General features: G+C 72.0%; 10 protein-coding genes. 6 read left to right on the forward strand and 4 right to left on the reverse strand.

Annotated features, from left to right (window positions below; all coding sequences use genetic code 11):
- Positions 1-56 precede the first annotated feature (56 nt).
- The 4 genes from ACFY8W_RS14665 (at position 57) to pulA (ending at position 10,041) form a co-directional block, all read left to right on the forward strand.
- Entirely contained in the window at positions 57-1,739 is a 1,683-nt protein-coding gene (locus ACFY8W_RS14665; protein ID WP_391104673.1) for an alpha-amylase family glycosyl hydrolase, read from the forward strand.
- Positions 1,727-2,794 carry a substrate-binding domain-containing protein gene (locus tag ACFY8W_RS14670; protein WP_391104676.1) on the forward strand — a complete coding sequence of 356 codons (1,068 nt, stop codon included), beginning with the start codon at positions 1,727-1,729 and terminating at the stop codon, positions 2,792-2,794. The genes ACFY8W_RS14665 and ACFY8W_RS14670 overlap by 13 nt, the downstream gene beginning before the upstream one ends.
- A gap of 170 nt (positions 2,795-2,964) precedes the next feature.
- The gene (locus ACFY8W_RS14675; RefSeq protein WP_391104679.1) at positions 2,965-4,665 is read left to right on the forward strand and encodes a carbohydrate-binding module family 20 domain-containing protein; all 1,701 of its coding nucleotides are present in this window, start codon (positions 2,965-2,967) and stop codon (positions 4,663-4,665) included.
- A 69-nt stretch (positions 4,666-4,734) separates the two neighbouring features.
- On the forward strand, positions 4,735-10,041 hold the full coding sequence (gene pulA / locus ACFY8W_RS14680; protein ID WP_391104682.1) for a pullulanase-type alpha-1,6-glucosidase: 5,307 nt from the start codon (positions 4,735-4,737) through the stop codon (positions 10,039-10,041).
- 63 nt (positions 10,042-10,104) lie between these two features.
- On the opposite strand, the gene ACFY8W_RS14685 is transcribed toward pulA, so the two are convergent.
- Positions 10,105-10,617: a GNAT family N-acetyltransferase gene (locus tag ACFY8W_RS14685; protein ID WP_391104685.1), complete on the reverse strand. Its 513-nt coding sequence runs from the start codon at positions 10,615-10,617 to the stop codon at positions 10,105-10,107.
- A gap of 53 nt (positions 10,618-10,670) precedes the next feature.
- On the opposite strand from ACFY8W_RS14685, the gene ACFY8W_RS14690 reads away from it, so the two are divergent.
- The gene (locus ACFY8W_RS14690; protein ID WP_391104687.1) at positions 10,671-11,003 is read left to right on the forward strand and encodes a 5-carboxymethyl-2-hydroxymuconate Delta-isomerase; all 333 of its coding nucleotides are present in this window, start codon (positions 10,671-10,673) and stop codon (positions 11,001-11,003) included.
- Here the strand turns inward: ACFY8W_RS14690 and ACFY8W_RS14695 are convergent.
- On the reverse strand, positions 10,988-11,701 hold the full coding sequence (locus ACFY8W_RS14695) for a TetR family transcriptional regulator (RefSeq protein ID WP_391104690.1): 714 nt from the start codon (positions 11,699-11,701) through the stop codon (positions 10,988-10,990). The two genes, ACFY8W_RS14690 and ACFY8W_RS14695, sit on opposite strands and share 16 nt — an antisense overlap.
- Before the next feature lie 38 nt (positions 11,702-11,739).
- On the opposite strand from ACFY8W_RS14695, the gene ACFY8W_RS14700 reads away from it, so the two are divergent.
- Positions 11,740-12,048: a hypothetical protein gene (locus ACFY8W_RS14700; protein WP_391104692.1), complete on the forward strand. Its 309-nt coding sequence runs from the start codon at positions 11,740-11,742 to the stop codon at positions 12,046-12,048.
- Positions 12,049-12,054: 6 nt separating this feature from the next.
- Here ACFY8W_RS14700 and ACFY8W_RS14705 read toward each other — a convergent pair whose 3' ends face one another.
- Together ACFY8W_RS14705 and ACFY8W_RS14710 are read right to left on the reverse strand one after the other, a co-directional pair.
- On the reverse strand, positions 12,055-13,161 hold the full coding sequence (locus ACFY8W_RS14705; RefSeq protein ID WP_391104695.1) for a 2Fe-2S iron-sulfur cluster-binding protein: 1,107 nt from the start codon (positions 13,159-13,161) through the stop codon (positions 12,055-12,057).
- The gene (locus ACFY8W_RS14710; protein WP_391104697.1) at positions 13,158-14,048 is read right to left on the reverse strand and encodes a metal-dependent hydrolase; all 891 of its coding nucleotides are present in this window, start codon (positions 14,046-14,048) and stop codon (positions 13,158-13,160) included. The genes ACFY8W_RS14705 and ACFY8W_RS14710 overlap by 4 nt, the downstream gene beginning before the upstream one ends.
- Between the last annotated feature and the right edge of the window lie 82 nt (positions 14,049-14,130).

Below are 14,130 nucleotides of genomic sequence, written 5' to 3' on the forward strand. Positions count from 1 at the left end.
CGGGCCCCGTGTCCGCGCATCCCGTGTCCGCACGCTCCTTACGACGCAAGGAAGACATGACCCAGCACCTCGCCGCCCCCGCCGACGCCGCAACCGCCACCGGCACGCAGTCGGGCTGGTGGAGAGACGCGGTGATCTACCAGGTCTACCCGCGCAGCTTCGCCGACGGCAACGGTGACGGCATGGGCGACCTGCCGGGCATCCGCAGCCGGCTGCCGTACCTCAAGGAGCTCGGCGTCGACGCCGTCTGGCTCTCCCCGTTCTACGCCTCCCCGCAGGCCGACGCCGGCTACGACGTCGCCGACTACCGGGCCATCGACCCCATGTTCGGCACGCTCCACGACGCCGACGCCGTGATCCGCGAGGCCCACGAGCTGGGCCTCAGGATCATCGTCGACCTGGTCCCCAACCACTCCTCCGATCAGCACGAGTGGTTCCAGCGCGCCCTGCGCGAGGGCCCCGGCTCCCCGCTGCGCGAGCGCTACCACTTCCGCGCCGGCAAGGGCACGAACGGCGAACTCCCGCCCAACGACTGGGAGTCCATCTTCGGCGGCCCCGCCTGGACCCGCACGGAGAACCCGGACGGCACGCCCGGCGACTGGTACCTCCACCTCTTCGCGCCCGAGCAGCCCGACTTCAACTGGGAACACCCGGCCGTCCGCGACGAGTTCCGCTCCATCCTGCGCTTCTGGCTCGACATGGGTGTCGACGGCTTCCGCGTCGACGTCGCCCACGGCCTGGTCAAGGCCGCGGGCCTGCCCGACATCGGCGCCCACGACCAGCTGAAGCTGCTCGGCAACGACGTCATGCCCTTCTTCGACCAGGACGGCGTCCACGAGATCTACCGCTCCTGGCGCAAGGTCCTCTCGGAGTACGACGGCGAGCGCGTCCTCGTCGCCGAGGCCTGGACCCCGACCGTCGAGCGCACCGCCAACTACGTGCGCCCCGACGAGATGCACCAGGCCTTCAACTTCCAGTACCTGGGCACCCACTGGGACGCCGCCGAACTGCGCGGCGTGATCGACGCCTCGCTCGCCGCGATGGAGCCGGTCGGCGCCCCCACCACCTGGGTGCTGTCCAACCACGACGTCACCCGGCACGCCACCCGCTTCGCCAACCCGGCGGGCCTCGGCACCCAGCTGCGCACCCCCGGCGACCGCGAGCTCGGTCTGCGCCGGGCCCGCGCCGCCACCCTGCTGATGCTGGCGCTCCCCGGCTCCGCGTACGTCTACCAGGGCGAGGAGCTCGGCCTGCCCGACGTCACCGACCTGCCCGACGAGGTCCGCCAGGACCCGTCCTTCTTCCGGGCCACCGGTCAGGACGGCTTCCGCGACGGCTGCCGGGTGCCGATCCCGTGGACCGTCGAGGGCTCCTCGTACGGCTTCGGGGCCGGCGGCTCCTGGCTGCCGCAGCCCGGCACCTGGGGCGGCCTGAGCGTCGAGGCGCAGACCGGCGACCCCACCTCCACCCTGGAGCTGTACCGCAGCGCGCTCGCCGTGCGCCGCACGCAGCCCGGGCTCGGCGCCGGCGAGGCCGTCGAGTGGCTGGACGCCCCCGAGGGCGTCCTCGCCTTCCGACGCGACGGCTTCGTCTGCGTCGCCAACACCACCGGCCGGGCCATCTCCGTCCCGCTGCCCGGCCGGCTGCTCCTCTCCAACGAGGAGATCAGGATCGTCGCTGCCGACGGCGAGGGCACAGCGGAACTGCCCGCCGACAGCACCGCCTGGTGGGCGGTGTGACGATCCCCCTGCCGCGGGGCGCCGGAGCCGGCGCCCCGCGGCTCGCGGACATCGCGGCCCAGTCCGGGGTGAGCGAGGCGACCGTCAGCCGGGTGCTCAACGGCAAGGCGGGAGTGGCGGGCGCGACCCGCCACAAGGTGCTCGCCGCGCTCGACGTGCTGGGCTACGAGCGTCCCGTACGGCTCAAACGGCGCAGCGCCGGCCTCATCGGCCTGGTCGTGCCGGAGCTGACCAACCCCATCTTCCCGGCCTTCGCCCAGGTCATCGAACAGGTCCTGGCCGGGTACGGCTACACCCCGGTGCTCTGCACCCAGATGCCGGGCGGCGCCACCGAGGACGAGCTGGTCGAGCAGCTGGTGGAGCGCGGTGTGGCAGGGATCGTGTTCCTGTCCGGGCTGCACGCCGACGCGAGCGCCGACCCGGTCCGCTACACCCGGCTCGCCGCGCGCGGGGTGCCGTTCGTCCTCATCAACGGCTTCAACGAGCACATCGACGCCAACTTCGTCTCGCCCGACGACCGCGCCGCGGCCCGCATGGCCGTACGGCACCTGGTCGAGCTCGGCCACGAACGGATCGGGCTCGCCATCGGGCCGACCCGTTACGTGCCCTCGCGCCGCAAGGCGGAGGGCTTCGCCGCCGAACTCCGCGACCAGCTGGGCGTCGAGCGGGAGGAGGCCGAACGTCTCGTGCGGCCCACCCTGTTCGGTGTGGAGGGCGGCCACGCCGCCGCCGACCTGCTGCTCGCCGAGGGCTGCACCGCGATCGTGTGCGGCTCCGACCTGATGGCGCTCGGCGTGATCCGGGCCGCGCGCGCCCGGGGCCTCGACGTGCCCCGTGACGTCTCGGTGGTCGGCTTCGACGACTCCCCGCTGATCGCGTTCACCGATCCGCCGCTGACCACCGTGCGCCAGCCGGTGCAGGCCATGGCGACGGCGGCGGTCGGCGCGCTCCTCGAGGAGATCGAGGGAAACCCGGTGCAGCGCACGGAGTTCGTGTTCCAGCCCGAGCTGGTGGTGCGCGGCTCGACGGCGCAGCCGCCGCATACGCCTTCGTAACTCCTTGCGCAAGCCTTTGCGTTGAGATGTTCGAACTCTTGACCACACGCCTGTGCACCCCTACCGTCGCGGCTGAAAACAGTTGCTGTCAGTTTCGGCAACTTCTTGCGAACCGGCTCTCCAGAGCCCGAGAGCCGCTCTTGCGACAGGGACGTCGTACAGGAGGAAGCATGGCAAGAAAGACCGTGGCCGCTGCACTCGCCCTTGTGGCTGGAGCCGCTGTGGCCGTCACGGGAACCCCCACCGCGCAGGCCTCGGCCCCCGGGACCAAGGACGTCACCGCGGTGATGTTCGAGTGGAACTTCGCCTCGGTGGCCAAGGCATGCACCGACCAGCTCGGCCCCGCCGGCTACGGCTACGTGCAGGTCTCCCCGCCCCAGGAGCGCATCCAGGGCACACAGTGGTGGACCGCCTACCAGCCCGTCAGCTACAAGATCGCCGGTCCGCTGGGCGACCGCACCGCGTTCAAGAGCATGATCGACACCTGCCACGCGGCAGGGGTGAAGGTCGTCGCCGACTCGGTCGTCAACCACATGGCCGGACCGTCGGACCCCAACGCCACCTTCACCGGCACCGGCGGATCCGCCTACAGCAAGTACAACTACCCCGGCATCTACTCCGGCGCCGACATGGACGACTGCCGGGCCACCGTCTCCAACTACCAGGACAAGGCGAACGTCCAGAACTGCGAACTCGTGGGCCTCGCCGACCTCGACACGGGCGAGGACTGGGTCCGCGGCCGGATAGCCGCCTACATGAACGACCTGCTGTCGCTCGGTGTCGACGGCTTCCGTGTCGACGCCGCCAAGCACATGCCGGCCGCCGACCTCGCCAACATCAAGTCCCGGCTGACGAATCCTTCCGTCTACTGGAAGCAGGAGGCCATCCACGGCGCCGGCGAGGCCGTCTCCCCGAGCGAGTACCTCGGCAACGGCGACGTCCAGGAGTTCCGCTACGCCCGCGACCTCAAGCGGGTCCTGCAGAACGAGAAGCTCGCCTACCTCAAGAACTTCGGCGAGGCCTGGGGCTACATGCCGAGCGGGCAGTCCGGCGTCTTCGTCGACAACCACGACACCGAGCGCGGCGGCGACACCCTCAACTACAAGGACGGCGCGAACTACACCCTCGCCTCCGTCTTCATGCTCGCCTGGCCCTACGGCTCCCCGGACGTCCACTCCGGCTACGAGTGGAGCGACAAGGACGCCGGCGCGCCCAACAACCACCAGGTGAGCGCCTGCTACAGCAACGGCTGGAAGTGCCAGCACGCCTGGCGCGAGATCTCCTCCATGGTGGCCTTCCGCAACACCGCCCGCGGCCAGGCCGTCACCGACTGGTGGGACAACGGCAACAACGCCGTCGCGTTCGGCCGCGGCAGCAAGGCCTACGTGGCCATCAACCACGAGACCTCGGCCCTCAGCCGCACCTTCCAGACCTCCCTGCCCGCCGGCACCTACTGCGACGTGCAGAGCGGCAACCCCGTGACCGTGAACTCCACCGGCCAGTTCACCGCCACCCTCGGGGCCAACACCGCCCTCGCCCTCCACGTCAACGCCACGAGCTGCGCGTCCCAGGCGGTCACCACCGGCGCCTCGTTCAACGTCAACGCCACCACGGTCAGCGGCCAGAACGTCTACGTCACCGGCAACCGTCCCGAGCTCGGCAACTGGTCCCCGGCCGCCGCCCTCAAGCTCGACCCCGCCGCGTACCCGGTGTGGAAGCTCGCCGTCACGCTGCCCGCCGGCACGGCCTTCGAGTACAAGTACGTCCGCAAGGACGCGGCCGGAAACGTCACCTGGGAGTCCGGTGCCAACCGCACCGCGACCGTCCCCGCCTCCGGCCAGGTCGTCCTGAACGACACCTTCCGCAACTGACCTTCCTCCCGCACAAGGGCCGCCCCGCCGGGGCGGCCCTCTCTTCCCGTACCTCCAGGGAGCACCCCCGTGACACGCAAGAGAACGGCGGCCGCGCTGGCCGCCGCCCTGTGCGCCGCTCTCGTGCCCGCCGTCCCCGCGGCCGCGGCGCCCCGGCCCCCGGCGCCGCCCTCCGACCGGGCGCTCGCCGCGGCCCCCGCCCGGCACGACCTCACCCGTGAGCAGTTCTACTTCGTCCTGCCCGACCGCTTCGCCAACGGCGACCCGTCCAACGACCGCGGCGGCCTCACCGGCAGCCGCACGGCCACCGGCTTCGACCCCGCCGACAAGGGCTTCTACCAGGGCGGCGACCTCAAGGGCCTCACCGAGCGGCTCGACTACATCAAGGGCCTCGGCACCACCGCCATCTGGATGGCGCCGATCTTCAAGAACCGGCCGGTGCAGGGCGAGGGCAAGGACGCCAGCGCCGGCTACCACGGCTACTGGATCACCGACTTCACCCAGGTCGACCCGCACTTCGGCACCAACGACGACCTGAGGAAGCTCATCGCCGCCGCCCACGCCAAGGGCATGAAGGTCTTCTTCGACGTCATCACCAACCACACCGCGGACACCGTCGACTACGCCGAGAAGAAGTACGGCTACCGCCCCAAGGGCGCCTACCCGTACCTCGACGCCACCGGCCGTCCCTTCGACGACCGCGCCGCCGGGCCGCGCCCGCAGACCGACGCCGACGCGTTCCCGTACACGCCCGTCCAGAAGCCCGACGACAAGGCCGCCAAGGTCCCCGCCTGGCTCAACGACCCGACGATGTACCACAACCGGGGCGACTCCACCTGGGCCGGCGAGTCCGCCGAGTACGGCGACTTCGTCGGCCTCGACGACCTGTGGACCGAGCGGCCCGAGGTCGTCGAGGGCATGAAGAGGATCTACGAGAAGTGGGTCCACGACTTCGACATCGACGGTTTCCGCATCGACACCGTCAAGCACGTCGACCTGGACTTCTGGACCCAGTGGGCCACCGCGCTCGACTCCTACGCCAGGAAGCAGGGCCGGGACGACTTCTTCATGTTCGGCGAGGTCTACTCCGCCGACACCACCGTCACCAGCCCCTACGTCACCCGCGGCCGGCTCGACGCCACCCTCGACTTCCCCTTCCAGGACGCCGCCCGCGCCTTCGCCTCCCAGGGCGCCGGCGCCGACCGGCTCGCCGGGGTCTTCGCCGGGGACTACCGCTACACCACCGACAAGGCCAACGCCTACGAGCAGGTCAGCTTCCTCGGCAACCACGACATGGGCCGCATCGGGACCTTCCTGAAGCAGGACAACCCGGGCGCCTCCGACGCCGAACTCGTCCGGCGGGCCCGCCTCGCCAACGAGCTGATGTTCCTCTCGCGCGGCAACCCGGTCGTCTACTACGGCGACGAGCAGGGCTACACCGGCGCCGGCGGCGACAAGGACGCCCGCCAGACCCTGTTCGCCTCGCGGACCGCCGACTACCTCGACGACGACCAGCTCGGCACCGACCGCACCCACGCCTCCGACGCGTACGACACCACGCACCCGGTCTACCGGTCGATCGCCCGGCTGTCGAAGCTCACCAAGGACCACCCGGCGCTGCGCGACGGCGTCCAGCAGGAGCGGTACGCCGAGGGCTCCGTCTACGCCTTCTCCCGCACGGACGCCGCGCAGCGCACCGAGTACCTGGTCGCCACCAACAGCGCCACCACCGACCGGACCGTCACCGTGCCCGTCGACTCGGCCGCCTTCCACGCCCTGTACGGGGGGCAGGGCGCCGTCACGGCCGAGGACGGAGCGGTCACCGTCACCGTCCCGGCCCTGTCCTCGCTGGTCCTGAAGGCCGACGCGCCGCTCCCGGCCCCTGCCGCCAAGCCCGCCGTCAGCCTGAAGGCCCCGGCCGCCGGAGCCACCGGCACCGTCGAGCTCTCCGCCGACGTCACCGGCGGCGGCCTCAACCGCGTCGTCTTCGCCGCCCAGGTCGGCAACGGCCCCTGGAAGACCCTCGGCACCGCCGACCACGCGCCCTACAAGGTCACCCAGCACGTCACCGCGCCCGCCGGCACCACCCTGCGCTACAAGGCCGTCGCCGTCGACGCCGCCGGACGCACCGCGAGCGCCCTCGCCACGAGCACCGCGGGCCAGGTCCCCGCGCCCGAGAAGCCCGTCGCCGTCGAGCGCCCGTACGCCGTCGTCCACTACAAGCGCCAGGACGGCGACTACGACGGCTGGAAGCTCAGGACCGCGGGCCAGGAGGCCGTCTTCAGCGGCCGTGACGCGTTCGGCGCGTTCGCCTGGGTGAAGGTCCCCGAGGGTGCCTCCAGCGTCGCGTACACCGTCGAGAAGGACGGCACCGCCGACGGCCCGCAGCGAAGCATCAGCCTCGGCCGCACCGGCGAGGTCTGGATCACGCAGGGCCAGGACGGCCAGTCCGACACGAACCCGGCCCCCGTGCCCCAGGACAGGTCGAAGGCCGTCCTCCACTACCAGCGCGCGGACGGGAACTACGACGGCTGGGGCCTCCACCTGTGGACCGGCGCCGCACAGCCCACCGACTGGTCCAAGCCGCTGATGCCCACCCGCGTCGACGCCTACGGCGCCGTCTACGAGGTGCCGCTCGCCGCCGGCGCGACCTCCCTGTCGTACATCGTCCACAAGGGCGACCAGAAGGACCTGCCCACCGACCAGTCCCTCGACCTCGCCACCCACGGCAACGAGGTGTGGCTGCTCGCCGGACAGCAGAAGTACCTGCTCCCGACGACCGGCGGCGCCCCGAACCTCGACCTCGGCAAGGCCGAGGCCCAGTGGATCGACCGGAACACCGTCGTCTGGAAGGTGAAGACCACCGACTCCACCAGCCAGCAGCTGGTCTACGCGGAGAACGGCGGCATCACCGTCACCGACGGCGCCCTCAGCGCCGAGGGCCGCTGGCTGCGGCTCACGCCGGCCGCGCTGACCGACGCCCAGAAGGCGAGGTTCCCGCACCTGCGCGACCACCCGGCCTTCACCGTCGACCCGCGCGACGCCGACCGCGCCCGCGGCGCCCTGCGCGGCCAGCTGATCGCCACCCAGCGCGCCGCCAACGGCGCCCTGCTCGCCGCGACCGGCGTCCAGACCGCCGGCGTCCTCGACGACCTGTACGCGGGCAGGGCCACCGGCGCCGGCCTCGGACCGGTCTTCCGCGGCGGCCGCCCGACCCTGTCGGTGTGGGCCCCGACGGCCCAGACCGTCGCGCTCGAACTCGACGGCAAGAGCGTGCCCATGCGCCGCGACGCGTCCTCCGGCGTCTGGTCCGTCACCGGACCGAAGAGCTGGAACGGCAAGCCGTACCGCTACGTCGTCAAGGTCTGGGCGCCCAGCGTCCAGAAGCTCGTCGAGAACCGGGTCACCGACCCCTACTCCACCGCCCTCACCACCGACTCCGCCCGCAGCCTCGTCGTCGACCTCGCCGACCCGGCGCTGGCGCCGGCCGGCTGGAAGACCCTGAAGAAGCCGGCCGCCGTCCCGCTGCGCGACGCGCAGATCCAGGAGCTGCACATCCGCGACTTCTCCGTCGCGGACCCGACGGCGAAGGCCGGCCACCGCGGCACCTACCTCGCCTTCACGGACGAGGACAGCAAGGGCGCCCGGCACCTCAAGGCCCTCGCCGACTCCGGCACCAGCTACGTCCACCTGCTCCCGGCCTTCGACATCGGCACCATCCCCGAGAAGAAGTCCGAGCAGACCGCACCCGCCTGCGACCTGAAGGTCTACGCCCCCGACTCCGAGGAGCAGCAGGCCTGCGTGGCCGCCGCCGCGGCCAAGGACGCCTACAACTGGGGCTACGACCCGCTGCACTACACCGTGCCCGAGGGCTCGTACGCCACCGACCCCGAAGGAACCCGCCGCACCGTCGAGTTCCGGCGGATGGTCCAGGCCCTCAACGACGACGGCCTGCGCACCGTCATGGACGTCGTCTACAACCACACCGTCGCGGCCGGACAGTCCGACAAGTCCGTCCTCGACAGGATCGTGCCCGGCTACTACCAGCGCCTCCAGGCCGACGGCTCCGTCGCCACCTCCACCTGCTGCGCCAACACCGCGCCCGAGAACGCCATGATGGGCAAGCTCGTCGTCGACTCGGTCGTCACCTGGGCGAAGCAGTACAAGGTCGACGGCTTCCGCTTCGACCTCATGGGCCACCACCCGAAGGAGAACATCCTCGCCGTCCGCAGGGCGCTCGACGCCCTGACCGTCGAGAAGGACGGCGTCGACGGCAAGGCGATCGTCCTCTACGGCGAGGGCTGGAACTTCGGCGAGATCGCCGACGACTCCCGCTTCGTCCAGGCCACCCAGAAGAACATGGCCGGCACGGGCGTCGCGACCTTCTCCGACCGGGCCCGCGACGCCGTCCGCGGCGGCGGCCCCTTCGACGAGGACCCCGGGGTCCAGGGCTTCGCGTCGGGCCTGTACACCGACCCCAACTCCTCGCCCGCGAACGGCAGCCCGGAGCAGCAGAAGGCCCGGCTCCTCCACTACCAGGACCTGATCAAGGTCGGGCTCACCGGCAACCTCGCCCCGTACACCTTCACCGACACCGCCGGCCGTACGGTCAAGGGCTCCGAGGTCGACTACAACGGCGCCCCGGCCGGCTACGCCGCCGCACCCGGCGACGCCCTCGCCTACGCCGACGCCCACGACAACGAGACCCTCTACGACGCCCTCGCCTTCAAGCTGCCGGCCGGCACGTCCGCGGCCGACCGGGCGCGCATGCAGGTCCTCGCCATGGCGACGGCCACCCTCTCCCAGGGGCCGGCGCTCTCCCAGGCGGGCAGCGACCTGCTGCGGTCCAAGTCCCTCGACCGCAACTCGTACGACAGCGGCGACTGGTTCAACGCGATCCACTGGGACTGCCGCGACGGCAACGGCTTCGGACGGGGCCTCCCGCCGGCCGCCGACAACAAGGCCAAGTGGGGCTACGGCAAGCCGCTCCTGGTGAACCAGGCCGTCACGCCCGGCTGCGCGGAGATCGACGGCGCCTCGGCCGCCTACCGGGACCTGCAGAAGATCCGTACCACCGAGCCGGTCTTCTCCCTCGGCACGGCCGCCCGCGTCCAGGACACCCTGTCCTTCCCGCTGTCGGGCCGTGACGAGACCCCGGGCGTGATCACCATGCGCCTCGGCGACCTGGTCGTCGTCTTCAACGCGACCCCCCAGGAGCAGAAGCAGACCGTCGGCGCCCTGACCGGGACGGGCTACCGCCTCCACCCGGTCCAGGCGAACGGCTCCGACGCGACGGTGAGGTCCGCCGCCTACGAGACCGGCACCGGCACCTTCACGGTTCCGGCCCGCACGGTCGCCGTCTTCACGGCGCGCTGACCTTCCGCACGGAGGAGGAGGCCGTGCCCCGGCACCACCGGGGCACGGCCTCCGGCGTTCCCGTCACACCAGGGCCTTCTCCATGAGCACCACCGCGTACCGCCGTCCGTCGGCGGCGACCTTCTCCAGAGGCGCGCCGACGGCCGTGTACCCGGCGGCGCGGTAGTAGGCCCCGAGGCGCGGATCCCGCGCCTCGCAGTCGAGCCGCGCCACCGTCCGGCCCCGGGCGGTCATCCGCCGCTCCGCGTGCGCGAGCAGCCGCCTCCCGGTACCGGCGGGCGCCGCCTCCCGGTCGCTCATCAGCCGGTGCACATAGCCCGCCACCGGCGGCTGCGCCCCCCAGACCGACGCGTCCTCCCACCACAGCTCGTACGCGCCGACCGCCCGGCCCCCGTGCTCCGCCAGCCACACCTCGCCCGCCGCGATCCGCGCGCGGAAGTGCTCGGGCCCGCGGGACCCGGGCCGCCACTGGTCGATGCCCTCGCGCAGCATCCGGTGCGCCACACCGTCGTGCAGCTCCACCAAGGCGTCCAGGTCACGATCGTCCGCCTGCCGGAAGGTCACTTGTGCCGTCATGGGGATCACCGTAAGGGTGTGGCCAGACATCCGGACCACCAGGAGCGACCCCCATGCCCCAGATCACCGTCGACTACTCCGCGCCCCTCGACCGGCGCGGCTTCGCCCTCGCGCTGCACGGGCTCGTCGTGGAGACGGTCGACGCCCGGCTCGAAGCCTGCAAGACCCGCTTCCGCGAGGTCGAGGAGCTGGTGGTCGGCGACGGCGCCACGGACGACGCCGTGGTCCACGTCGAGATCGCGCTGCTCGCCGGCCGCACCGAGGAGGCCAAGGCCCGCCTCAGCCGGGCCGTGCTCGACCTGGTGCCCGGCCACCTCAAGGAGACGGAAGGCGTCCGGGTCTCCGCCGAGGTGCGGGACCTCGATCCGTCCTACGCCAAGCGCTGATCCGGCACCTGAGGGACGAGCGCGGCGAGCCGGCCGACCAGGTCGCCGAACGGCCCGTCGGCCGGTTCGCCCGCGAGGACGCGGACCACGATCTGAGCCATGTCCTCGTCGTACGCCGCGCTCACCGCCATCAACGCCGAGAAGTCGTGCACGAGCTGGAGCTCCAGCTCCCCGCGCGGTACCCGGCGCCCGTCGAGCCACAGCAGCGCCGTCGACTCGGCGAGCGACACCCAGGAACGGACGACCAGTTCGAGCCGCGCCGAGGGCTCCTCGACCTCCAGGTGGGCCAGGATCTGCTCGTACGCCGCCTGCCGCACCTCGTCGATCATCGCGTTCGTCGTCGACGAGCCGACCGCCGGGCCGCCGCGCATCAGCGCCGCGAAACCCGGGCCGTGGCCCTCCACGAAGTCGAAGAACCGGCCCATCACCCGCAGCAGCCGCGCACCGAGCGGGCCCTGCGGCGGCTCCACGAAGCGCGCGGCCAGCTCGTCGGCCGCACGGCGCAGCGCCGCCTCGTAGAGGGACTGCTTGCCGGGGAAGTAGTGGTAGACCAGCGGCCGCGAGATGCCCGCGGCCGCGGCGATCTCGTCGATGGAGACCTCGTCGGGAGAGCGGTGGCTGAACAGCTCGAGGGCCACCCCGATCAGCTGCTGCTTGCGCTCCTCGACGCCCATCCTTCGGCGTACCCCGGTCGTCATGCGAACAGCCTAACGGGAGTCCGTTACGCTCCCGGCACATGAGTGCTTCTGAGCAGGACATCCCGGAGACCGGGACCGAGACGGAGCCGACCGGCCTCACGCCCCGGCAGGCACGGCTGCTGCGGATCGTCGCCGGATCGGTGCTGCTCGTCGTGACGGCCGCGGTGCTGGGGGTACGGCTGGCGAGCCATACGTCCGTGCTCGTCGTCGGCGTGTACGGACTCGCCATGATCCTCTGCGGGGTCGTGATCGAACTCTCCCGCAACGGCCGTACCCGGCTGGCCACCTGGCTCCTGGTGGGCGGTCTGCTCACCGCGTTCGCCCTGGACTGGCTGATCCTGCCGTAGGGCTCGTCACAGGTCGAGGACGAGCCGTTCGCCGGCGCAGCGCGAGACGCAGATCAGCATGGAGTCCGTCCGCTCGGCGTCGGTGAGCAGCTCGTCGCGGTGGTCGACCTCGCCCTCCAGGACCCGCTGTCGGCAGGTGCCGCAGAAACCCTGCTGACAGGAGTAGAGGACGCCCGGCACCGCCTCGCGCACCGCGGACAGCACCGACCGGTCGGCCGGCACCGTCAACGTGCGTCCGGTGCGGCGCAGTTCGACCTCGAAGGCCGTGCCGCCCTCGGTACGCGCCGCGGAGAAGCGCTCGAACCGCGCCGTCCGGCCTTCGGGCATCGCGGCGCCCACCGCGTCCATCAGGCCCTCGGGCCCGCAGCAGTGGACCTCCGTCGCCTCCGGGAGCCCGGCCAGGAAGGAGAGGTCGGGCCGCCCGTCCTCGTCCTCGGCGACGACCGTGACCCGTTCGGCCCGCCCCGGCTTCCCGGCCTCCGTCCCGAGCTTCCCGAGCTCGTCGAGGTACGGCATGGTGGCGCGGCTGCGGCCGCAGTAGAGCAGTCGCCAGTCCGCCCCGGCCGCCTCCGCCGCCCGCACCATCGGCAGGATCGGCGTGATGCCGATGCCGCCGGCGACGAACACGTACGAGGGCGCGGACGCGAGGGGGAAGCGGTTGCGCGGCCCGCGGATCTCCAGCTCCGTGCCCACGTGCAGCTGCTCGTGCACCTCGCGCGAGCCGCCGCGGCCGCCCTGCCCGGCCCCGATGAGCCGCGTCGCGACGGTGTACGCGTCGCGCTCGGCCGGGTCGCCGCAGAGCGAGTACTGCCGTACGGTCCCCGAGGGCAGGACGAGGTCGATGTGCGCACCGGGCTGCCAGTCGGGCAGCCCGGTGCCCTCCAGCCGGAGCTGGACCACGCCCTCGGCGGGCTCGGTGCGCGCGGCGACGAGCACGCGGCGGGCGACGGTGGAGTGCCGCCCGCGGCCCGACACCGGCTCGTCGAGCGCGGGCATCGGCCACAGCGGCGACGCGTCGATCCGGCGCCGCATCGCCCGCTTGGCGAGGAGCGCGGCCCCGGCGACGAGGACGACGGTACGGAGGGTGCGCGTACGGGTGGGGATGCGGGTCATCGGATCCGGCCTCCGTTGGCGCCGGGGGAGCTCGCGAGGTAGGCGGCGGCCTGGGCGGTGCAGCCCTCCTGGCTCGGGTGGTAACTCCGGCTCAGGTAGCGGGGGATGGAGCGCAGCATGTCGGGCGTGGACGGCAGCACGCCCTCGCGGCCCTTGCGCACGAACTGGCCCACGCTCGGCCGGGCGTCGAGGACCGTCGGGTCGTTCTCCATGAAGAAGCGGACCCCGCGCTGCCAGAGGAAAACGAGCGCGGAGAACGCCGCGGCCCAGGTGCGGGCGCGCCGCCGGTAGCCGCCGTCCAGGTGCAGGAACAGCTCGAAGGCGACGGAGCGGTGCTCGACCTCCTCGGCGCCGTGCCAGCGCAGCAGGTCCAGCATCACCGGGTCGGCCCCGACCCGGTCCAGCTCCTCGGCGTTGAGCACCCAGTTGCCGAGGAAGGCGGTGTAGTGCTCGATGGCGGCGATCAGCGCGACCCGCTCCATCAGCCACCAGCGCCGCGGCCGCCCGGGCGGCAGGGTCCGGTCGCCGAGCAGCTTCTCGAAGAACCAGTCGACCTGCGCGGTGTACGGCGTGGGATCGAGCCCGAGCTTCTTGAGGTGCGGCAGCACGTCGTCGTGCGCCTGCGAGTGCACGGCCTCCTGCCCGATGAACCCGATGACGTCCGCACGCAGCCGCTCGTCCGTGATGTACGGCAGGACCTGCTTGTAGACGTGCACGAACCAGCGTTCGCCGGCCGGGAGCAGCAGGTGCAGCACATTGATGGTGTGGGTGGTGAACGGGTCGCCGGGCACCCAGTGGAGCGGGGTCCGCTCCCAGTCGAAGGAGACCTTGCGGGCCTTGAGCTCGATGTGCTCCGACGCCACCGGCACGGGCTGCGTATTAGACATGCCGTCAATGTACTGAGCGGTAAGCGCCCCGACCAGACTCCGCGCACGGACTTTTTCGGGCCTCCGTGGGGCGTTCGACCCG

This window comes from Streptomyces sp. NPDC012637, from assembly GCF_042954805.1.
In the GTDB taxonomy this organism is placed as follows: domain Bacteria; phylum Actinomycetota; class Actinomycetes; order Streptomycetales; family Streptomycetaceae; genus Streptomyces.